The following is a 20818-nucleotide window of genomic DNA, read 5'->3' on the forward strand; positions in this document are numbered from 1 at the left end:
CCAAAGAAAGTAAGCAAAGAAAGGCGCGCCCAAGATGGCGAAACACTCCTTGAATTTATGCCGCAGGGAGGGGAAGGGAAAAACTCGCTGCGCTCAAACAGTTTCCCTTCCTTTTTCCTCCCTGCAACAGAAATTCAAGGCGCCATCTAGGGCAAGGTAAAGCACACAATCTCTTGCCCGTGCACCACTCCGTCCGACGTCTTGCGTCTTCGCCGCGCATCACGCAATCACGCAATCACGCAATCACGCAATCACGCAATCACGCAATCACGCAATCACGCAATCAACCGAGCCTTGGCGCCCACTTTTGTTCCCCGTCGGTGTGGCCTTTGACGTTCCTGCCCTTGATGGCGCCTTGAATTTTCGTAAGCGGGCGGATAAAGGAGGGAGGCTTGTTTGAGCGCAGCGAGTTTGCCTCCCTCCCCGCCCGGTTACGCAAATTCGAGGGGGGTGTCGCCATCTCGGGCGCGCCTTTCTTTTGCTTACTTTTCTTTGGCAAGACAAAGAAAAGTGTGTCGTGCCCGGCAGGGTACGAAAAGGGGATGGACCACCAGCGCCCAACCCCCACCCCAAAATCTAAAACAAGAAATACCGCTGCGCCATCGGCAGAACCTCAGCCGGCTCGCAAGTCAGCACCGTGCCATCGGCAATCACCTGATACGTCTCCGGATCGACGCTGATATCCGGCTGCCAGTCGTTGTGGATCATGTCCGCCTTGCTGACAGTCCGCGTGCCCTTGACCACCGCAGTGGTCTTAGCCAGCCCATATTGCTCCGCTACGCCGGCAGCAGCCGCCGACTGCGACAGGAAGGTCAGTGACGTCCGCCCCAACGCCCCACCCGCCGATCCAAACATCGGCCGATAGTGGACAGGCTGTGGCGTGGGGATCGACGCATTGGCATCGCCCATCGCAGCGGAAGCAATCATCCCGCCCTTCAAGATCAAGCTGGGCTTCACACCAAAGAACGCGGGCTTCCACAGCACCAAGTCCGCCCACTTGCCGACTTCAACGGAGCCGACTTCATGCGCAATGCCATGCGTCAGCGCCGGGTTGATCGTGTACTTGGCCACGTAACGCTTCACGCGAAAGTTGTCGTGCCCACCACGCGCATCGTTCGGGTCACCGGCCAGCTTGCCGCGCTGCACCTTCATCTTGTGCGCGGTCTGCCAGGTGCGCAGCACGACTTCGCCGACGCGGCCCATCGCCTGCGAGTCGCTGGAGATCATCGAGAACGCGCCCAGGTCGTGCAGGATGTCTTCGGCGGCGATGGTCTCGCGGCGGATGCGGCTCTCGGCAAAGGCGATGTCTTCAGCGATGGACGCATCGAGGTGGTGACACACCATCAGCATGTCGAGATGCTCGTCCAGCGTGTTGACGGTGAACGGCCGCGTCGGGTTGGTCGACGACGGCAGTACGTTCGACTCACCACACACGCGGATGATGTCCGGCGCATGCCCACCGCCCGCGCCTTCGGTGTGATACGTGTGGATCGTGCGGCCTTTGAACGCCGCGACGGTGGCTTCCACGAAGCCCGATTCGTTCAACGTATCGGTGTGGATGGCGACCTGCGTGTCGGTGTCGTCGGCCACGCCCAGGCAGCAGTCGATGGCGGCGGGCGTGGAGCCCCAGTCTTCGTGCAGCTTCAGGCCGATGGCGCCGGCGTCGACCTGCTCGCGCAGCGCACCCGGCAGGCTGCCGTTACCCTTGCCCAGGAAGCCGATGTTCATCGGGTACGCATCGGCGGCCTGCAGCATGCGCTGCATGTACCACGGGCCAGACGTGCACGTGGTGGCATACGTGCCTGTGGCCGGCCCCGTCCCACCGCCGATCATCGTCGTCACACCGCTGTTGAGCGCTTCGTCAATCTGCTGCGGGCAGATGAAGTGGATGTGCGTATCCACGCCGCCAGCAGTGACGATCATGCCCTCGCCCGCGATGATCTCGGTGCCGGGCCCGATCACGATGGTCACGCCGGGCTGGATGTCCGGGTTGCCCGCCTTGCCGATCGCCGCAATGCGCCCGTTCTTGAGGCCGATGTCGGCCTTGACGATGCCCCAGTGGTCGATGATCAGCGCGTTGGTGATGACGGTGTCGGCGCAGTCTTTCGATTCGCGCTGGCTCTGGCCCATGCCGTCGCGGATGACCTTGCCGCCGCCGAACTTCACTTCCTCACCGTAGATGGTGAAGTCGCGTTCGACTTCGACGATGAGGTCGGTGTCGGCCAGGCGCAGGCGGTCACCCGTGGTGGGGCCGAACATTTCCGCATAGGCGCGGCGGTTGATCTTGAGTGTCATGTCCGTTCCTTCTGCGTCAGCTTTACAGCTTGCCCATCACGCGGCCGGCAAAGCCGTAGACCACACGGTCACCGGCCAGCGCCACGAGTTCGACCGTGCGTTCCTGCCCCGGCTCGAAGCGCACGGCGGTGCCGGCGGCAATGTTGAGCCGGTAGCCACGGGTGGCGTCGCGGCCAAAGTGCAGCGCGTCGTTCACCTCATAAAAGTGGTAGTGCGAGCCGATCTGCACGGGGCGGTCGCCGGTGTTGGCTACCGTGACTGTCATCGTGGGCCGGCCCACATTCAATTCGAGTTCGCCGTCTTGCGGGATGAGTTCGCCGGGGATCATGGTGTGCCTCGCTCAGACGGCCGCAGCCAGCAGGCCCGCGCCGTACAGCGCCACACCCACGCCCGACAGACGCGCCAGCCACGCCAGACGCGGCTTGAGCGCGAACCCTGCGCCGATACCGGCGGTATGCAGCAGCGCCGTCGCCACGGCAAAGCCGCCGACGAAGTACGGGAACATGGCCTGCGCGCCTGCCGGGAATTCGGTGCCGTGCGCATAGCCGTGGAACAGCGCGAACGCGCCGCACAGCAGCGCACCGCCCCACGTCGGCAGTTGTGCGCGAGCGGCGATCAGCAGGCCGAACACCAGCAGCGATGCGGCGATCATCGGTTCGGCCATCGGCAGCGCCACGCCGCCTGCACCGAGCAGCGCGCCCATGACCATCAGCGCAACAAAGGCGACCGGCGCCCACAGCGCATCCCGCACGGAACGCGAGGCCAGCGCGCTCCATACGCCCACGGCCACCATCGCCAGCAGGTGGTCGGCACCCGTGAGCGGATGCAGGAACCCGGCGAGCAGGCTGCCCTCAGCGGTATGGCCCGGATGCCCCGGGTGGGCGAAGGCAATGGAAGCGCCAAACGTAAGCGCAATGGCAACAGCAGGCCGGACGATGCGAGACAGGGTGTGCGTCATGGCAGGACTCGTTCTGTGATGGGCGTTCAAACAATCGGGTGATGGACGGTAACCAGCTTGGTACCGTCCGGGAATGTGGCTTCGACCTGGATATCGGGAATCATCTCGGCCACGCCGTCCATCACGTCTTCACGTGAGAGCAGCGTCGTGCCGTAGTGCATCAGCTCAGCCACCGTGCGGCCATCGCGCGCGCCTTCCATGATCGCGGCACTGATGAAGGCGACGGCTTCCGGGTAGTTGAGCTTGAGGCCGCGGCCTTTGCGGCGCTCGGCCAGCAAGGCGGCGGTGAAGATCAGCAGCTTGTCTTTTTCGCGCGGGGTCAGTTCCACGAGGGGCTCTCTTCGGTGAGGTTCTTTGGGAGTTCAGTTGGACGGCACAGGGTCACGTCGCCATCATGTGGACCACAAGCGCAGCGGACGGCCCGCCACGCCATGCATCGGTTCGCGCAGCGCCAGCCAGGTCTGTGACAGCAAGGCGCGCGCATCTTCGGGCCGGCGTGCAAGCACGCGCAGCAGCAAAAGGTTTGGCAGGCCGGGCACGTCTTGCGTGAGACAAGTCACGCCGGCACGCAGGGTGTCGTTGTACGGCAGGTGTTCGGCCATCGCTTCGGCCAGGGCTTCGGTGGCGCCCTCACCCACCGCCCACAGCGTGCCGACGACGTGGAAACCCGCCATGCCCGTCGTCGTGTTCAACACGGGCGATTGCGCGTCGAATGCCGCCGACTCGATCCACAGCGGCTGGCCGTTGCAACGCAATGCCGTATGCATGGCGATGCGACCTTCGGCCCACGACTCGCCGGCGGCGTGACGGCCAAGCATGGTGGTGTCCCAGCCGATGGCCGTAGCCCCGGGGGCCAAGTCCAGCGTCAGGTCGATGACCGGGCACGCCTGGTTGAAGACGATGTTCTCCTGCGGCAGCCAGTCGAGCCGCGCCCCGGCTTCCGCGCGGATGGCAACGCGCTGCGTGGCCGTACGGCCGAGCGACTTGTACCACTTGGTGGCGCCGGGGGTGGTCAGCACGGCATGCGCATCGGCGCCCAGGTCGATATCGATGTCAAGTACGTCGCCGCCGGCAATGCCAGCGGGCGGGTGCAGCATAACCACATGGCACACACGCTCGCCTTCCGGGTACAACGCCTTCTGCACACGCAGCGGCCCACGGTGGCGGCACTCGGCCAGCACGGTCCGCTCCCCCCGGCGCGCAAACGCCAGCCGCAGGGAGGCTTCCCAGGACGCGAAAGAATCGGTCTGCGGCGGAACAGGAAAATCGGGATGGCGCATCAGTGGTGCTGCACTGCAGCTCGGATTTTTCCCATCATAGCCAGATGCCGCAGGTTTCGCACTCGACTTTTTCTGCAAGACACCTGTGCGTCAAACAGCGACCAGATCACGTACGCCATCGGCTTCCATGTTGGCGCCGTCGCCCTGGGCGATCACCTCGCCGCGGCTCATGACGACGTAGCGATCGGCAATGCTGCGTGCGAAGTCGTAGTACTGCTCGACCAGCAGCACTGACATGCCAAATTCGTCCACCAGACGCCGCAGCGTACGGCCGATCTCCTGGATGATGGAGGGCTGGATGCCCTCGGTCGGCTCGTCCAGGATCAGCAGGCGCGGCTCGCTCATCAGCGCGCGGCCAATGGCGAGTTGCTGTTGCTGGCCGCCGGACAGATCGCCACCGCGCCGACCCTTCATCTCCTTGAGCACCGGGAACAGCTCGTAGATCGAATCCGGCACCTTGGACGGCGCACGCTTGGCGGCGGCCCCGATCAGCAGGTTCTCTTCCACCGTCAGGCGCGGGAAGATCTCGCGGCCCTGTGGCACATAGGCGAGACCCTGCGAGACGCGCTCGTACGCGGGCAGCTTCTGGATGGCATGCCCCTCCCAATCGATCGCGCCGCTGGCGGTGGGCACAACGCCCATCAGGCACTTGAGCAGCGTCGTCTTGCCGACGCCGTTGCGGCCAAGCAGCGCGGTCAGCTTGCCTGCCGGCACCTCGAAGCTGACATTGCGCAGGATGTGGCTGCCGCCGTAGAACTGGTTCAGTTGAGCAATGGTGAGCATCGCGTGTGTCCTTAGCGCCCTAGGTAGGATTCGATCACGCGTTCATCGCGCTTGACGGCATCGAGCGTGCCTTCGGCCAGAACGCTGCCTTCAGCCAGCACAGTCACGCGCCCCGTCTCCCCCGCCAGCGCGGCAACGAACTCCATGTCGTGCTCCACCACCATGATCGAGCACGAGCCACGCAGGCCGTTGAGCAGCGTGGCCAGTTGCATCGTTTCTTCGTCCGTCATGCCGGCGACAGGCTCGTCGAGCAGCAGCAGTTGCGGTTGCTGCATCAGCAGCATGCCGATCTCCAGCCGCTGCTTCTGCCCGTGCGAGAGCAAACCGGCGGGCCGATATGCGTCTGCTTCCAGATGAATGCGGCCGAGCGTCTCTTCGATGCGTTGGCGACCGTCGTTCAGCAGGCGCGCACGCAGCGACACCCACCAGCGCTTGTCAGCCTTCATCGCCAGTTCCAGGTTTTCCCACACGGTGTGCTGCTCGAACACCGTGGGCTTCTGGAACTTGCGGCCAATACCGATTTGCGCGATGCGTGGCTCGGTCAGGCGCAGCAAGTCGATGCTCTGGCCGAGGAAAACGCGCCCCGTCACATCGGCATTGCGCGGCCCGGTCTTGCCGGTGATCACGTCCATCATCGTGGTCTTGCCTGCGCCGTTGGGGCCGATGATGCAGCGCAGCTCGCCGTGGTCGATCGACAGCGTGAGCGCGTTCAGTGCGCGAAAGCCGCCAAAGCGCACCGTCACATCTTCGAGATACAGGATGGCGCCGTGCGAGACGTCGATTGTGTCCGGCTCGACCAGGTGGCCCATGCCGGTGGCGGTGCCGGTCTCCGCACGGTCGGGGAGTTCGGTGAAGGTGCTCATGCGTGGTCTCCGGCGGGCGGTGCGGCAGCGGCCGCCTTGGCTTCAGGTGCCTTGCCTTGTGCAGGCGCGCGCTTCTGCATACGCAGCTTGCCCAACACCCCCAGCACGCCGTTCGGCAGATACAGCGTCACCAGCACGAAGATCGCGCCGAGCACGAACAGCCAGTACTCCGGCACCCATGCCGTCAGGAGCGTCTTGGCCCCGTTGACGAGGAACGCGCCGATGATCGGGCCGATCAACGTGCCGCGTCCGCCAACGGCCACCCACACCGCCATCTCGATCGAGTTGCCCGGCGACATCTCGCCCGGGTTGATGATGCCGACCTGCGGCACATACAGCGCACCCGCAATGCCGCACAACACCGCCGAGAACGTCCACACGAACAGCTTGTAGCCGAGCGGGTTGTAGCCCGAGAACATCACGCGCGCCTCGGCATCGCGGATGGCCGTCACCACGCGCCCGAACTTGGACGTTACGATGGCGCGGCAGGCGATGAACGCCAGCACCAGCGCCACGAACGTCGCGACAAATAGGACGGTGCGCGTCGGCAATGCGGAAATCTGGAAACCGAGGATGCGCTTGAAATCGGTAAAGCCGTTGTTGCCGCCAAAACCCGTCTCATTGCGGAAGAACAGCAGCATGGCCGCGTACGTCATCGCCTGCGTGATGATCGACAGGTACACGCCCTTCACCCGCGAGCGGAACGCGAAGAAGCCGAACAGCCACGCCAGCACACCGGGCACGAGAATCACCAGCAGCATGGCCCACGCGAAGTGCTCGGTGCCGTGCCAGAACCAGGGCAACTCCTTCCAGTCGAGAAAGACCATGAAGTCCGGCAGGTCGCTCTTGTACACGCCTTCTCGGCCGATGGAGCGCATCAGGTACATGCCCATGGCGTAACCACCCAGCGCAAAGAACACGCCGTGGCCAAGGCTCAGGATGCCGCAGTAGCCCCACACCAGATCGAGCGCCAATGCCGCCAGCGCATAGCACATGATCTTGCCGATCAACGTGAGCGCATACGCCGACAGATGCAGCGGGCTACCCTCCGGCACCAGCAACGCACACACCGGTGCGCCAATGCAGACGATGAGCGACACCAGCACCAGTGCAGACCACCCACGCCGCGACAGCAACGGCATGCGCGCCGGAATATCGAGTTTGAATTGCGTCGTCGTCATATCAGGCCTCCGCGCTGCGGCCCTTGAGAGCGAACAGGCCCTGCGGACGCTTCTGGATGAACAGCACGATCAGCACCAGCACGATGATCTTCGCCAGCACCGCGCCATAGAACGGCTCGATGAACTTGTTGATGAGCCCCAGCCCGAACGCACCGATGATGGTGCCGGCCAACTGCCCCACCCCGCCCAGCACCACGGCCATGAACGAATCGATGATGTAGCTCTGGCCGAGGTCCGGCCCGACGTTGCCGATCTGCGAGAGCGCGCAGCCGCCCAGCCCGGCAATGCCCGCACCGAAGGCGAAGGCGTAACTGTCGACCTTCCACGTACGCACGCCCACGCAGGCGGCCATCGTGCGGTTCTGCGTGGTGGCGCGAACGAACAGGCCCAGGCGCGTACGGTTGAGCACGCCCCAAGCAATCGCCACCACCGCCAGCGCAAACAGCAGGATCACGAGCCGGTTGTACGGCAGGATCAGGCCCGGAGTCAGCGCAATGCCGCCACTCATCCAGCTCGGGTTGGCCACCTCCACGTTCTGCGCGCCGAAGATCGAACGCACGGCCTGCATCAGCAGCAGGCTGATCCCGAAGGTGGCGAGCAGCGTTTCCAGCGGACGGCCATACAGGTGACGCAGCACCAGCCGCTCCAGCGCAAAGCCGACGACTGCGGCCGCCAGGAAGGCTGCCGGCAGCGCCGCCGGCAGATACCAGTCGAACGCATTCGGGAAGTGCGCGCGGAAAATCGTTTGCACCACATACGTGGCATACGCGCCGATCATCAGGAACTCACCGTGCGCCATGTTGATGACGCCGATCAGGCCATAGGTGATGGCCAGCCCCAGGGCAGCCAGCAGCAGCACCGAGCCCAGGCTCAGGCCGGCGAATAGGTTGCCCACCAGTTCGGTCTTGCGTTGTTGCGCAGACAGGCTATCGAGTGCCTGTTGTGCAGCGGTGCGCAGTTCGTCATCAGCGCCGCTGTCCTTGGCAAGCAGCGGCAGCAGGCGCTGACGCGTTTGCGGGTCGGTGTCGTTGGCCAGCAGCTTGAGGGCTTCGAGCTTTTCGGCATGCGTGCCGTCGTCGAGCGCGAGGTTGGCCCACAGCAAATCGAGCTTGGCGCGCAAGGCGGCATCGGTCTCGTGCTTGCGCGCGGCATCGACGATCGGGCGCGAGGCCGTCTCCGGATGCGTCAGTAACGTATCCACCGCCTGCGCACGCACGGCGCGGTCCGGCGATTGCAGCACGAAGCCGCTCGCCGCGCTTTCCACTTGCGAGCGCAGCGCGTTGTTCAGTGTGAGGGATTGCAGATCGTCTGCCTTGACCGTCACCGGCTGGCCAGAGATCGCATCGAGATAGCGTTCACCATCCTGGCGCACCATGCCGGCGGCGGGTGCGAAGAACAGCGCATCGTTCTGCAGTGCCTGCAGGATGGGGCCAGCCTGTTCGGCAGGCGCGGCGGCCAATGCGTTGAGCGTCTTCACCTTGGCATCGAAGTCGTCTTCGGCCAGGGGCTTGAGGTCAGCCTGGGTCAGCGGTTGCCCTGCGGCCCACGACGAGGCAGCAGGCACGGCGGCCAGGCACAGCGCGCACAGCAGTGCGGCAAGAGAAAGAGACAACCAGCGAGACAAACGCATCATGGCAATCCGATGCGTGGCACCCCGCAGATACCAAGCGGGTGCCACGTCGTACAGCGTCATTCGAAAGATCGGCCACAACATCACGTGCAGCCGATCTGCCTGATCACATCACTTGCTTGCAACCATGTCAGGCTTGCCTTCGTTGCCCGGGATGTACGGGCTCCACGGCTTGGCGCGGATCACCGTTGGCGTCTTCCACACGACGTTGAACTGGCCATCGCCGCGCACCTCGCCAATCATCACGGGCTTGCTCAGGTGATGGTTGTTGTTCATCACCAGCGTGAAGCCCGACGGCGCCTTGAACTGCTGGCCGTACATGGCCTGGCGCACCTTGTCCACGTCGGTAGTGCCGGCCTTCTCGACGGCTTGCTTCCACATCATGATGCCGACGTAGGTGGCTTCCATCGGGTCGTTGGTGACGCGCTTGTCGCCGCCAGGCAGGTTGTTGGCCTTGACCCATGCGGCCCACTTCTTCTTGAAGTCGTCGTTGACGGGGTTCTTGACCGACATGAAGTAGTTCCATGCGGCAAGCTGGCCGGCCAGCGGTTTCGTATCAATGCCGCGCAGCTCTTCCTCACCCACCGAGAACGCCACCACCGGCACGTCCTTGGCCTTCAGGCCCGCGTTGCCGAGCTCCTTGTAGAACGGCACGTTGGAATCGCCGTTGATGGTGGAGATGACCGCCGTCTTGCCGCCCTGCGAGAACTTCTTGATGTTGGCAACGATGGTCTGGTAATCGGAGTGGCCGAAGGGGGTATAGACCTCTTCGATGTCGCCGTCCTTCACACCCTTGCTGTGCAAGAACGCGCGCAGGATCTTGTTGGTGGTACGCGGGTACACGTAATCCGTGCCCAGCAGGAAGAAGCGCTTGGCGCCGCCGCCTTCCTTGCTCATCAGGTATTCCACCGCCGGAATCGCTTGCTGGTTGGGGGCGGCACCGGTGTAGAACACGTTCTTCGACATCTCTTCGCCTTCGTACTGCACCGGATAGAACAGCAGGCCGTTCAGTTCCTCATACACCGGCAGCACCGACTTGCGCGACACCGACGTCCAGCAGCCGAACGTGACAGCCACCTTGTCCTGCGTGAGCAGACCGCGCGCCTTCTCGGCAAACAGCGGCCAGTTCGAGGCTGGATCCACCACCACCGGCTCCAGCTTGCGGCCGAGCACGCCGCCGCTCTTGTTGATCTCATCGATGGTCATCAGCGCCACGTCTTTCAGCGACGTTTCCGAGATGGCCATGGTGCCCGACAGCGAGTGCAGGATGCCGACCTTGATCGGCTCTTTTGCCTGAGCAAACGCAAAATTCGACACGGACAACAGTGCTGCAGCACCAACGGCTGACAGCTTCAACAGCGCACGACGTTTCATTGCGGCTCCTTGGGTCTATTGGTGGCGAGAACGACTCCCGGGAGCTAAAAGTGCAACTACCGTGCCATCACTTTTCGCTCACTCGAAGGGAAATCCGCGCCAAAACGGTGCCAGAAGTGCGCCAAGTCCGCGCATTTCCCCGCCGTGATGCGCGCGCTTGGGGCACGCGCGGACAAGCACAGAACTGGCAGAGCGCAAAGGAAAACCGTGCGCAAAAAGAAAAGGCCGGCATTGCGCCGGCCCGTGAGCTTGCGAAGAAACGCCCGTCAGGAATAGCGGCGCGAGATCGACTCCGCCACGCAAACCGGGCGCTCCTGCCCTTCGCGTTCGATAGTCACTGTCCAAGTCAGTTGCGCGCCGGCCAATGCAGGAGCATTCGGCAGCGGCGGCAGCACTTCCATCTCCAGCAGCGTCATGCGCGCACGCACGCGGCTACCAACCGGCACCGGCGCCGTAAAGCGAACCTTGTTCAAGCCGTAGTTCACGCCCATCTTCACGTCCGGCATGCTGATCGCATTCGCCATCAGCATCGGCAGCAGCGAGAGCGTCAGAAAGCCGTGCGCCACTGGCGCCCCAAACGGCGACTCACGTTTGGCTCGCTCCACATCCACGTGAATCCACTGGTGATCGCCCGTCGCCTCGGCAAACAGGTTGACCTGCTGCTGTGTGATCTCGGTCCAATCGCTCACCGCGACTTCCTGACCAATCAATCCTTGCAGCTCGTCGAGCGATTCAATGATGCGCATCTGGGTTGTCTCCTTGTTGTTGTGTGATGCCGATTCCAATCAGGCGGCAGGACGTCGCCCGAACAGGCCCATGCCTGTGACGGTGCAGACCAGCTCACCGCGCTGGTTGCGCGCTTCCCAGCGGTTGATCGCCACGCCACGATCCGGCTTCGACTGCGACGGTTTGATCTCCATACACGTGCTCGACACCGACAGCGTGTCGCCCGGATACACGGGCTTCATCCAGCGGATTTCGTCCACGCCCGGCGAGCCCATGCTGGCCGCCTTGCCGAGAAAGCCCGTCACCATGAGTCGCATCATGATCGAGCAGGTCATCCAGCCGCTGGAGATGATGCCGCCGTAGATGCTGTGCTTGGCAGCTTCCGCATCCACGTGAAACGGCTGCGGATCATATTGCCGCGCGAAGGTCAGAATCTCTTCTTCGGTAACGGTGTACGTGCCCATCTGCAGCGTACGACCGACTTCAAAATCGTCGAAATAGAAGTCGTACGATCGTGTTGCTTCTGTCATGTCGCGTCCTCCAAATGACAAACGCCCCGCGTTGAAGCGGGGCGCCGATGACTGCAGTTACGCCGCGTTCTGGAAACCCGGCAGCGTTGCGAAGCGTGCCAAGTGGTGATCCACGTCGCCAAGCGTCGTGTTGATCATGGTGAGCCGCTTGAACATGTGCGCGGCCGGCAATTCGTTGGTCACACCCATGCCGCCATGCAGCTGCACAGCCTCCTGGCCAACGTCGCGTGCCGCCTGGCCAACGCGAGCTTTGGCAGCCGACACGTAGCGGCGGCGTGCCTCGACATCGCCGTCCTCAAAGTGCGCAGCGGCCAGATACGTGATCGAACGCGCCTGCTCGGCATGGATGAACATGTCGACCATGCGATGCTGTAGCGCCTGGAAACGCGCGATGGGCACGCCAAACTGCTGACGCGTCTTCGTGTATTCCAGCGTGGCGGCGTTCAGCGCGTCGATCAGGCCGACGGCCTCGGCGCACAGCAGCACACAACCCAAGTCGGCCACCGCATCAATGGTTTCCCATGCGTCGCCAGCCTTGCCCAGCAGCGTGGCCGGCGCGTTGTCGAAGCGGATGTCGGCTGCATGCAGGTTGTCGATGGTGCGGTAGTCCTTGACCGTCACGCCTGCGGCATCGCGGTCGACCACGAACAGCGACAGGCCGGCGGTATCGCGTGCCTCACCGCCCGTACGTGCGGAGACGATCAGCTTGTCGGCCTGTGCGCCGTGCACGACCACGGCCTTCTCGCCGGTGATCGTCCAGCCGCTGCCCTGCTGCGCTGCGCGCGTGGTGACGTTGAAGAGTTCGTAGCGCGATTGGCGCTCGCCAAAGGCAATGGCCAGCTTGACGGCACCACCAGCCACCTGCTCCAGCAGCGCATCCTGACCACCCGCCAGCTTGAGCGCCTGTGCACCCAGCACGGTGGCCTGATACGGCTCCACCACCAGTCCACGGCCCAGCTGCTGCATCACCACCAGCAGGTCCATCGCGCGGCCGTCGAAACCGCCTTGCGCTTCCGGCACCGGCAGCGCGGTCAAGCCCAGTTCGGCAATGCTGTCCCAAGCGCTCTGCGACACGCCCTCGGGCGAGTACACGATCTTGTTGCGCGCCTCGAAGCCGTAGTCCTTGTCGACAAAGCGACGCACCGCATCGGCCAGTTGCTTCTGTTCGTCGGTGAACGAGAAATCCATGGTTGTCTCCGTTATCCGTTCTGATCAGACGCCGAGGATCATCTGCGAGATGATGTTGCGCTGGATCTCGTTCGACCCGCCGTAGATGGAGGTCTTGCGATAGTTGAAGTAGTACGGCGCGAGCGGCGCTGCATCGTTGTCGCCGGTCACGGCCTGCTGGTGTTGGCCTTCCAGATAGCTCGGGTCGAACGGCTGAGCGTACGGGCCCACGGCCTCAACCATCAGCTCGGTCAGCATCTGCTGAATCTGCGTGCCCTTGATCTTGAGCAGCGAGGCCTCGGGGCCGGGGCCCTTGCCGGCGTTCTCGCTCGACACCACGCGCAGCACGGTGATCTCAAGCGCCAGCAGTTCGATCTCCAGCGCGGCCACCTTGGCGCCGAACACCGGGTCCTGCAGCAGTGGCTTGCCGTTCTTCTGGTGCTGCAATGCCACGCGCTTGAGAAACGCCAGTTCACGCTTGGAGTTGCCCACGCGTGCAATGCCGGTACGCTCATGGCCGAGCAGGTACTTGGCGTACGTCCAGCCGCGGTTTTCCTCGCCGATGAGGTTGTCGACCGGCACCTTCACGTTGTCGAAAAACACCTCGTTCACTTCGTGCTCTTCGTCCAACATGATGATCGGGCGCACGGTGATGCCCGGCGTCTTCATGTCGATCAGCAGGAACGAAATGCCCTCTTGCTTTTTGGCGTCCGGGTCGGTCCGGACCAGGCAGAAGATCATGTCGGCGTGCTGGCCGAGCGTGGTCCAGGTCTTCTGGCCGTTGACGATGTAGTGATCGCCCTCACGCACGGCGCGGGTCTTGACCGAGGCGAGATCGGAGCCCGAACCCGGCTCGGAGTAGCCCTGGCACCACCAGTCGGTGCAATCGACAATGCGCGGCAGGAAGTAGCGCTTCTGCGCTTCGTTGCCGTACTTCATGATCACGGGGGCGACCATGCTGACGCCGAACGGCAGCACGCCAGGCGCGCCAATCTCAGCGCACTCCTCGTCCCAGATATGCTTTTGGATGGGGGACCAGCCGGTACCGCCCCACTCGACAGGCCAGTGCGGTACCGACCAGCCCTTGCCCGCCAATGCCTTGTGCCAGCGAACGAAATCTTCGCGGTTCAGGCGGCGGTGGTTCAACACCTTGTCTTGGATGTCCTTGGGCAGATTGGCTTGCAGCCAGCCGCGGACTTCCTGGCGGAACGCATCATCGGCCGCCGAGTAGTTCAGATCCATGCCTGTCTCCTGTGGTTGGCGCTCCGCCGCGGCAAATCGGCGAAGCACATTCTGTCGGACCGGCGCGGACCTGCGAGCCTACTCACGATCCTACTGCGTGCCCCGAGGTTGGTCGCTACGGATCGTAAGCAGGCTCAGGAATCGAGGCGACTAGTGCACGGGCTGCTTGAGCGCATCGGGCACCAGCAGCGGCATCACCTCGATGCCTTCCTCTGCCAGTTCCTGCGCTTCCTCCCGAGACGTCGTCCCGCGAATGCCCCGCTCCGGCGCCTCGTCGTAATGCATGCGACGCGCCTCTTCTGCAAACCGGTCACCAACGTCCTCGGTGTTGGCCAGGACATGGCGCACGGCTTTCAGATAGAGCTGTTGCAGGGCTGCGGGCGCACCGCCCTCGCCTTCCGCTGTCTTGGCGGTATCGCCTTTGTGGGCGTTCTCCGCACGTGACGACGACAGATTCAGGCGCGGCGCACTCGGCAAGCGCTCAACCTCGTTGTGACCGCAAACCGGGCACGTCAACAGCCCGCGTTCTTGCTGTGATTGCAGGTCGGCATCGGAGCCGAACCAGCCTTCGAAGCGGTGGTCATTGGCACAGCGGAGGTCCAGCACTTTCATGATCGGTCCAGCGCATGGGGACGAGTGTATCCCCGATTCGAAAATTTGTGAACGGTCGTGCTAATTTTTTCGCACGACCGTTCACTATGGTAACAACGACAGGAAAAAGGCGTGATCAGACGGCTACGCAAGAGGCTCAGGCAGCACCTGCCGTCCAAGCGCCCGACAGAATCTTCTCGAGCCAGAACGTGCCGATGATGGTCTTCACGTCGGAAATCTTGCCCGCGCGTACCCAGTCGATCAACTGGCCCGCCGGCGTGATGAAGGTCTCAAGAAATTCACCTTCGTCGAGCATCGCCTCGCCCTGCTTGAGATCGCGGGCGAGATAGATGTCGATGAACTCGGTGGAATACGAGATGACCGGATGAATGCGCGTGAGGTAATCCCAGCGTTCAGCCGTGTAGCCGGTTTCTTCAACCAGTTCGCGCTTGCCGCACGCCAGCGCCCCCTCTTGCGGGTCAAGCTTGCCGGCGGGGAATTCGATCATCACCTGACCGATCGGGTAGCGGAACTGGCGCTCCATCAGCACGGTGCCGTCGTCAAACAACGGGATCATCATGACTGCACCCGGGTGGATCAGGTATTCGCGGCTGGCATTGCGGCCGTCCGGCAGGCGGACGATGTCCTGCTTGAGCGTGAGGAACTTACCTTGATGCATCAAGGCCGATGCGACCTGGGTCTCGCGCAGGCCGGCATCCGGGTCAGACGTCGTGTCTGCAGATGCAGGGATCGTAGATGCGGGATTGGTATCGGACATGGCGCTCTCTCATGCCGAGACAGCGGGTGCCTGCCCGGCGGGTGATCAACGGAAGTGGCGAACGAGGTATTGCCACGTGAAGCCGGGAAACGCGAACACCAGCATCAGGCAAGCAGTGATTGCGTAGAACTGCCAGCCTTGCGGGAAGGCATTACCCTGGCTCGATTCAATGCCGAAGCCGATCAACCCCACCACAACATACATGGCGATCAGCTCGGTGCCGCGCAGCCAGAACGGCTTGCGCGGCCAGCCAATCCAACGAATGGGCACCAGGGCCAGCACGCGTTGATTGACGAACGGCAGGTTGGCACAGATCAGTGCCAACACGATGACAAACAGGCCGCCCGTCGATGCGTTCATTGCATGCGCTCGATTACGAAGCCAGCGTCAGGCGGATTGCCTGGTAGCACAGGGCCATCAGGCCGGCCGGGAAAATGCCCAGCAGCAGCACCAGCAGGCCGTTGACCGACAGCACCGAACGCAGGCCGAAGGTGGCTTCCACCGGACCCTCATCTGTCGGCGCATCAAAGTACATGACCTTGATGACGCGCAGGTAGTAGAACGCGCCCACCAGCGAGAACAGCACTGCCACGATGGCCAGCCACGGCATGCCAGCATCGACCACCGCACCCAGCACCGACAGCTTGGCGTAGAAGCCGACCGTCGGCGGCAGACCTGCCAGCGACATCATCATGAACAGCGTCAGCAGTGCAAACCACGGGCTCTTCTTCGACAAGCCCTTCAGGTCAGCAATGTCTTCCGCCTCATAGCCCTTGCGCGACAGCAGCAGGATGATCCCGAAGGCGCCCAGCGTGGTCAGCACGTAGGTCACGGCATAGAACATCGACGCGCTGTAAGCCTGCGCTGTCAGATCAGGCTTGCCGGCGCTCACGCCCGACAGCAGACCCAGCAGCAGGAAGCCCATGTGCGAGACCGTCGAATACCCCAACAGGCGCTTGAAATTCGTCTGCACCACACCGGTGATGTTACCGATGGCCAGCGAAAGCACAGCCAGCACGATCAGCATGTTTTGCCAGTCGAACGCCAGCGGCAGCAGGCCTTCGACCAGGATGCGCAGCGTCATGGCAAATGCAGCCAGCTTCGGCGCACCGGCGATCAGCAGCGTCACAGCCGTCGGCGAACCCTGATACACGTCCGGAACCCACATGTGGAACGGTGCGACACCCAGCTTGAATGCCAAACCTGCTACCAGGAACACCACGCCGAATACCAGAATCGTCTTGTTGATATTGCCGGTGTTGATCTGGCGGAACACCTCACCCAGATCCAGTGAACCCGTCGCGCCGTAGATCATCGACATACCGTACAGCAGCAGGCCCGACGCCAGCGCACCGAGGATGAAATACTTCATCGCCGATTCCGACGAGACATTCGCGCCGCGGCGCAACGCCACCAGCGTGTACGAAGCGAGCGACAGCAGTTCCAGGCCCAGATACAGCGTCAGGAAGTTATTGCCGGTGATCATCACCACCTGACCGCCAAGCGTGAACAGCGCGAACATGTAGAACTCGCCGTTGTACATGCCGCGATCGGCAAGGTACTTGCGCGTGTAGACCAGCGTCACGAACACCGCCAGTGCCGCCACGGAGCACAGCACGTTGGCCATCGGGTCAATCACGGCCAGGTTGCTGAACACGTAGTGCGTTTCACCGGCCGCCGCATTGATGGCAAACCAGACGGTCAGCACCAGCGTGATCGTCAGCGACACCGGATAGGCAACGCTGCTGCGATTCTGACCGCGCGCCAGGTCAATCCAGTTGACGGCACCGATGCCGAGCGCGAGGAAGATGATCGGGGCGATAGCCGCCATGGATGAGGACAATTGCATGGTTTCTTCTCCCCGCTTACAGCTTGCTCTGAGCCACGTGGGTGAGGAGATTCACCACGGACGCATGCATGACATCGGTAAAGGGCTTCGGATACAGGCCCATGTAAAGCGTTGCGATCGCCAGCACGCCGAGCATGAAGAATTCACGGCAGTTCAGGTCTTTCAGTTCAGCCACGTGCTTGTGCGTCACGTCGCCGAAGATCACGCGCTTGACCATCCACAGCGAATACGCAGCGCCGAAGATCAGCGCGGTAGCCGCGAGCAGGCCGATCCAGAAGTTGTACTTGACCGAACCCAGGATGACCATGAATTCGCCGACGAAACCGGAGGTCGCCGGCAGGCCACAGTTGGCCATCGCGAAGAACACCGACAGCGCGGCAAACTTCGGCATCGTGTTCACCACACCGCCGTAATCGGCAATCTGGCGCGAGTGCACACGGTCATACAGCACACCGATACACAGGAACATCGCGCCCGAGATGAAGCCGTGCGAGATCATCTGGACGATACCGCCCTCGATACCGATCTCGTTGAAGATGAAGAAGCCCAGCGTGACGAAGCCCATGTGCGCGATCGACGAATACGCGACCAGCTTCTTCATGTCGGCCTGCACCAGCGCGACCAAGCCGATGTAGATCACGGCAATCAGCGAGATCGCGATGATGAACGCAGACAGGTGATGGCTGGCATCTGGCGCGATCGGCAGCGAGAACCGCAGGAAACCGTAGGCACCCAGCTTCAGCATGATCGCGGCCAGCACCACGGAACCGCCAGTCGGCGCTTCCACGTGGGCGTCCGGCAGCCAGGTGTGCACCGGCCACATCGGCACCTTCACGGCAAAGGCCATGAAGAACGCGATGAAGATCAGGATCTGCTCGTTCATCGACAGCTTGACCTGATGCCACTGCAGGATCTCGAACGTACCGCTGTGGAAGTACAGGTACAGCAGCGCAACCAGCGTCAGCAGCGAGCCCAGCAGCGTGTACAGGAAGAACTTGAACGCCGCGTACACGCGGTTCGGGCCGCCCCACACACCGATGATGATGTACATCGGGATCAGCGTGGCTTCGAAGAACACGTAGAACAGCATGCCGTCGAGCGACGCGAACACGCCGATCATCAGACCCGACAGGATCAGGAACGCGGCCATGTACTGCGCCACGCGCTCGGTGATCACTTCCCAGGCTGCGATCACCACAATCACCGTGATGAACGCGGTCAGCACCACGAACCACATCGAGATGCCGTCGACACCCAGGTAGTAGTTGATGTGGAAGCGCTCGATCCAACTCGACTTCTCGACGAACTGCATCGCGGCAGTCGTCTTATCGAAACGCGTAATCAGCGGCAGCGTAATCACGAAGCTGATCAGCGAGCCGATCAGCGACATCCAGCGGACATAACCGGGATTGCGGTCTGAGCCCGAGGCCAGCACCAGCACGCCGAAGAAGATCGGCAGCCAGATCGCAAAAGACAGAACCATTTTTGTTATCCCTTATTTGCCCGCCAGGAACACGAAGTACGTCAGCAGGCCAACCGTGCCGACAATCATCGCGAACGCATAGTCATAGATGTAGCCGGACTGGAGCAGGCGCACGACGCTCGCGAACCAACCCACCAGACGCGCGCTGCCGTTCACAACCACGCCGTCGATCACGCCCTGATCGCCGCCCTTCCACAGGCCACGGCCAAACTTGACCGCACCGTTGGCGAAGACGATCTCGTTGATCTTGTCCATGTAGTACTTGTTGTCCAGCAGCTTGTAGATGCCGGAGAAACGCTTGGCGATTGCAGCCGGAATGTCCGGGCGCTTCAGGTAGAAGAACCACGACAGCACCACACCTGACACCAGCAGGATGAACGGCACCGAGGTGAAGCCGTGCACCGCCATCTCAACCCAGCCATGGAAGTCTTCGCCCAGCACCTTCATGGCTTCGTGGTTCTCGCCGTTGAAGATCACCTGTGCAAATGCCACGCCGTGTTTGAAGAACTCGCCGAACAGCATCGGCTGAATGGCCCAGGCACCGATCACCACCGACGGAATCGCCAGCAGCACCAGCGGCACCGTCACCACCCACGGCGACTCGTGGGGCTTCTCGCCCGGCGCCAGGCCGTGATGCTCGTGGCCGCCGTCTTCCTCTTCGTGATGTTCGTGGTGGTGGGCATCGGCCTTGCCGAAACGCTCTTCACCGTGGAACACCAGGAAGTACATGCGGAACGAATAGAACGCCGTCACGAACACGCCACCCAGCACGGCCCAGTATGCAAATTGAGCGCCGGGCAGGTGCGATTCCGCCACCGCCTCAATGATCGAATCCTTTGAGTAGAAGCCCGAGAAGAACGGCGTACCGATCAGCGCGAGGGAACCCACCAGCGACGTCAGCCACGTGATCGGCATGTACTTGCGCAGGCCGCCCATGTTCCGCATGTCCTGATCGTGGTGCATGCCCATGATGACCGAGCCGGCACCAAGGAACAGCAGCGCCTTGAAGAACGCGTGCGTCATCAGGTGGAACACAGCCACTTGGTACGCCGAGGCACCCAGCGCCACCGTCATGTAACCGAGCTGCGACAGTGTCGAGTACGCCACCACACGCTTGATGTCGGTCTGGATGATGCCCAGGAAACCCATGAACAGCGCGGTGATCGCGCCAATGACCAGCACGAACGACAGCGCGGCGTCCGACAGTTCGAACAGCGGCGACATGCGCGCCACCATGAAGATACCGGCGGTCACCATGGTGGCCGCGTGGATCAGTGCGGAAATCGGGGTCGGACCTTCCATTGAGTCCGGCAGCCACACGTGCAGCGGGAACTGTGCCGATTTACCCATCGCGCCGATGAACAGGCAGATACAGGCAACCGTCAGCATGTGCCAGTCGGTGCCCGGGAAACCGATCGTCGCCAGGTTGTCACGCGCGGCAAACACGTCGGCGTAGCTCAGGCTACCGCTGTACGCCAGCAGCAGGCCAATACCGAGCACGAAACCGAAGTCACCAACGCGGTTGACCAGGAACGCCTTCATGTTGGCGTAGATGGCCGTCGGGCGCTTGAACCAGAAACCGATCAGCAGGTACGACACCAGGCCCACCGCTTCCCAGCCGAAGAACAGCTGCAGGAAGTTGTTGCTCATCACGAGCATCAACATCGAGAAGGTGAACAGCGAGATGTAGGCGAAGAAACGGTTGTAGCCGTCGTCTTCCGCCATATAGCCGATGGTGTAGATGTGCACCATCAGCGAGACGAAGGTCACCACGCACATCATCATCGCGGTGAGCGAATCGATGAGGAAGCCGACTTCCATCTTCAGCGAGCCGACCGTCATCCATTCGTAGACGGTCGCGTTATAGCCAGCGCCATCGATGACGTCGAGCAGCACCAGCACCGACAGGACGAAGGCGATTGCCACACCGAGGATGGTGACGCTGTGGGACGTCTTGCGGCCGATCTTCTCGCCGAAGAACTTGGTGCCGAACAGCCCGGCGATCGCTGAGCCGGCCAGCGGCGCAAGCGGAATCGCCAGCAGCAGGTTAGGGTTGAGCGTGGTAGCCATTGGAACGCTTCTTATAGG

The 20818-nt window shown here is 62.6% G+C and carries 20 protein-coding genes; all 20 read right to left on the reverse strand.

The window, feature by feature from the left end:
- Positions 1 to 576 precede the first annotated feature (576 nt).
- Entirely contained in the window at positions 577 to 2295 is a 1719-nt protein-coding gene (ureC, locus tag C404_RS42850; RefSeq protein ID WP_021194962.1) for an urease subunit alpha, read from the reverse strand.
- A 22-nt stretch (positions 2296 to 2317) separates the two neighbouring features.
- On the reverse strand, positions 2318 to 2623 hold the full coding sequence (locus C404_RS42855; protein WP_021194963.1) for an urease subunit beta: 306 nt from the start codon (positions 2621 to 2623) through the stop codon (positions 2318 to 2320).
- 12 nt (positions 2624 to 2635) lie between these two features.
- A complete protein-coding gene (locus C404_RS42860) occupies positions 2636 to 3253 on the reverse strand; it encodes a HupE/UreJ family protein (protein ID WP_021194964.1) in 618 nt (205 codons plus the stop codon).
- A gap of 26 nt (positions 3254 to 3279) precedes the next feature.
- Positions 3280 to 3582 carry an urease subunit gamma gene (gene ureA / locus C404_RS42865; protein ID WP_021194965.1) on the reverse strand — a complete coding sequence of 101 codons (303 nt, stop codon included), beginning with the start codon at positions 3580 to 3582 and terminating at the stop codon, positions 3280 to 3282.
- A gap of 63 nt (positions 3583 to 3645) precedes the next feature.
- On the reverse strand, positions 3646 to 4533 hold the full coding sequence (locus C404_RS42870; protein ID WP_021194966.1) for an urease accessory protein UreD: 888 nt from the start codon (positions 4531 to 4533) through the stop codon (positions 3646 to 3648).
- Positions 4534 to 4623: 90 nt separating this feature from the next.
- Positions 4624 to 5316, reverse strand: a complete 693-nt coding sequence (gene urtE, locus C404_RS42875) for an urea ABC transporter ATP-binding subunit UrtE (RefSeq protein WP_021194967.1) — start codon at positions 5314 to 5316, stop codon at positions 4624 to 4626.
- An 11-nt stretch (positions 5317 to 5327) separates the two neighbouring features.
- Positions 5328 to 6179 carry an urea ABC transporter ATP-binding protein UrtD gene (urtD, locus tag C404_RS42880; RefSeq protein WP_021194968.1) on the reverse strand — a complete coding sequence of 284 codons (852 nt, stop codon included), beginning with the start codon at positions 6177 to 6179 and terminating at the stop codon, positions 5328 to 5330.
- A complete protein-coding gene (gene urtC / locus C404_RS42885; protein WP_021194969.1) occupies positions 6176 to 7360 on the reverse strand; it encodes an urea ABC transporter permease subunit UrtC in 1185 nt (394 codons plus the stop codon). The genes urtD and urtC overlap by 4 nt, the downstream gene beginning before the upstream one ends.
- A 1-nt stretch (position 7361) precedes the next feature.
- Entirely contained in the window at positions 7362 to 8993 is a 1632-nt protein-coding gene (urtB, locus tag C404_RS42890; RefSeq protein WP_081659358.1) for an urea ABC transporter permease subunit UrtB, read from the reverse strand.
- Positions 8994 to 9101: 108 nt separating this feature from the next.
- Positions 9102 to 10364, reverse strand: coding sequence for an urea ABC transporter substrate-binding protein (gene urtA / locus C404_RS42895; protein WP_021194971.1), 1263 nt, complete (start codon positions 10362 to 10364; stop codon positions 9102 to 9104).
- A gap of 266 nt (positions 10365 to 10630) precedes the next feature.
- Entirely contained in the window at positions 10631 to 11110 is a 480-nt protein-coding gene (locus C404_RS42900; RefSeq protein WP_021194972.1) for a MaoC family dehydratase, read from the reverse strand.
- A gap of 39 nt (positions 11111 to 11149) precedes the next feature.
- Positions 11150 to 11620 carry a MaoC family dehydratase gene (locus tag C404_RS42905; protein ID WP_021194973.1) on the reverse strand — a complete coding sequence of 157 codons (471 nt, stop codon included), beginning with the start codon at positions 11618 to 11620 and terminating at the stop codon, positions 11150 to 11152.
- A gap of 57 nt (positions 11621 to 11677) precedes the next feature.
- Positions 11678 to 12808 (reverse strand): acyl-CoA dehydrogenase family protein, encoded by a 1131-nt coding sequence (locus C404_RS42910; protein ID WP_021194974.1) that lies wholly within the window; start codon positions 12806 to 12808, stop codon positions 11678 to 11680.
- A gap of 24 nt (positions 12809 to 12832) precedes the next feature.
- The gene (locus C404_RS42915; RefSeq protein ID WP_021194975.1) at positions 12833 to 14029 is read right to left on the reverse strand and encodes an acyl-CoA dehydrogenase family protein; all 1197 of its coding nucleotides are present in this window, start codon (positions 14027 to 14029) and stop codon (positions 12833 to 12835) included.
- Positions 14030 to 14179: 150 nt separating this feature from the next.
- A complete protein-coding gene (locus C404_RS42920; RefSeq protein ID WP_021194976.1) occupies positions 14180 to 14641 on the reverse strand; it encodes a DUF1178 family protein in 462 nt (153 codons plus the stop codon).
- Between the two features lie 136 nt (positions 14642 to 14777).
- Positions 14778 to 15398, reverse strand: a complete 621-nt coding sequence (locus tag C404_RS42925) for an NUDIX domain-containing protein (RefSeq protein WP_021194977.1) — start codon at positions 15396 to 15398, stop codon at positions 14778 to 14780.
- Positions 15399 to 15443: 45 nt separating this feature from the next.
- Positions 15444 to 15758 (reverse strand): DUF2818 family protein, encoded by a 315-nt coding sequence (locus C404_RS42930; protein ID WP_021194978.1) that lies wholly within the window; start codon positions 15756 to 15758, stop codon positions 15444 to 15446.
- 13 nt (positions 15759 to 15771) lie between these two features.
- Positions 15772 to 17247: an NADH-quinone oxidoreductase subunit NuoN gene (gene nuoN / locus C404_RS42935; RefSeq protein ID WP_031329377.1), complete on the reverse strand. Its 1476-nt coding sequence runs from the start codon at positions 17245 to 17247 to the stop codon at positions 15772 to 15774.
- Between the two features lie 16 nt (positions 17248 to 17263).
- Positions 17264 to 18730: an NADH-quinone oxidoreductase subunit M gene (locus C404_RS42940; RefSeq protein WP_021194980.1), complete on the reverse strand. Its 1467-nt coding sequence runs from the start codon at positions 18728 to 18730 to the stop codon at positions 17264 to 17266.
- Positions 18731 to 18742: 12 nt separating this feature from the next.
- Positions 18743 to 20800 carry an NADH-quinone oxidoreductase subunit L gene (gene nuoL, locus C404_RS42945; RefSeq protein WP_021194981.1) on the reverse strand — a complete coding sequence of 686 codons (2058 nt, stop codon included), beginning with the start codon at positions 20798 to 20800 and terminating at the stop codon, positions 18743 to 18745.
- Positions 20801 to 20818 lie beyond the last annotated feature (18 nt).

This window comes from Ralstonia sp. AU12-08, assembly GCF_000442475.1.
Classification (GTDB): Bacteria; Pseudomonadota; Gammaproteobacteria; order Burkholderiales; family Burkholderiaceae; genus Ralstonia; species Ralstonia insidiosa.

Excerpts from the sequence above, each read along its gene's own strand:
- ureC (WP_021194962.1), bottom strand. The coding sequence starts at position 2,295 with ATGACACTCAAGATCAACCGCCGCGCCTATGCGGAAATGTTCGGCCCC.
- C404_RS42855 (WP_021194963.1), bottom strand. The coding sequence starts at position 2,623 with ATGATCCCCGGCGAACTCATCCCGCAAGACGGCGAACTCGAATTGAAT.
- C404_RS42860 (WP_021194964.1), bottom strand. The coding sequence starts at position 3,253 with ATGACGCACACCCTGTCTCGCATCGTCCGGCCTGCTGTTGCCATTGCG.
- C404_RS42870 (WP_021194966.1), bottom strand. The coding sequence starts at position 4,533 with ATGCGCCATCCCGATTTTCCTGTTCCGCCGCAGACCGATTCTTTCGCG.
- urtE (WP_021194967.1), bottom strand. The coding sequence starts at position 5,316 with ATGCTCACCATTGCTCAACTGAACCAGTTCTACGGCGGCAGCCACATC.
- urtD (WP_021194968.1), bottom strand. The coding sequence starts at position 6,179 with ATGAGCACCTTCACCGAACTCCCCGACCGTGCGGAGACCGGCACCGCC.
- urtC (WP_021194969.1), bottom strand. The coding sequence starts at position 7,360 with ATGACGACGACGCAATTCAAACTCGATATTCCGGCGCGCATGCCGTTG.
- urtB (WP_081659358.1), bottom strand. The coding sequence starts at position 8,993 with ATGATGCGTTTGTCTCGCTGGTTGTCTCTTTCTCTTGCCGCACTGCTG.
- urtA (WP_021194971.1), bottom strand. The coding sequence starts at position 10,364 with ATGAAACGTCGTGCGCTGTTGAAGCTGTCAGCCGTTGGTGCTGCAGCA.
- C404_RS42900 (WP_021194972.1), bottom strand. The coding sequence starts at position 11,110 with ATGCGCATCATTGAATCGCTCGACGAGCTGCAAGGATTGATTGGTCAG.
- C404_RS42905 (WP_021194973.1), bottom strand. The coding sequence starts at position 11,620 with ATGACAGAAGCAACACGATCGTACGACTTCTATTTCGACGATTTTGAA.
- C404_RS42910 (WP_021194974.1), bottom strand. The coding sequence starts at position 12,808 with ATGGATTTCTCGTTCACCGACGAACAGAAGCAACTGGCCGATGCGGTG.
- C404_RS42915 (WP_021194975.1), bottom strand. The coding sequence starts at position 14,029 with ATGGATCTGAACTACTCGGCGGCCGATGATGCGTTCCGCCAGGAAGTC.
- C404_RS42920 (WP_021194976.1), bottom strand. The coding sequence starts at position 14,641 with ATGAAAGTGCTGGACCTCCGCTGTGCCAATGACCACCGCTTCGAAGGC.
- C404_RS42925 (WP_021194977.1), bottom strand. The coding sequence starts at position 15,398 with ATGTCCGATACCAATCCCGCATCTACGATCCCTGCATCTGCAGACACG.
- C404_RS42930 (WP_021194978.1), bottom strand. The coding sequence starts at position 15,758 with ATGAACGCATCGACGGGCGGCCTGTTTGTCATCGTGTTGGCACTGATC.
- nuoN (WP_031329377.1), bottom strand. The coding sequence starts at position 17,247 with ATGCAATTGTCCTCATCCATGGCGGCTATCGCCCCGATCATCTTCCTC.
- C404_RS42940 (WP_021194980.1), bottom strand. The coding sequence starts at position 18,730 with ATGGTTCTGTCTTTTGCGATCTGGCTGCCGATCTTCTTCGGCGTGCTG.
- nuoL (WP_021194981.1), bottom strand. The coding sequence starts at position 20,800 with ATGGCTACCACGCTCAACCCTAACCTGCTGCTGGCGATTCCGCTTGCG.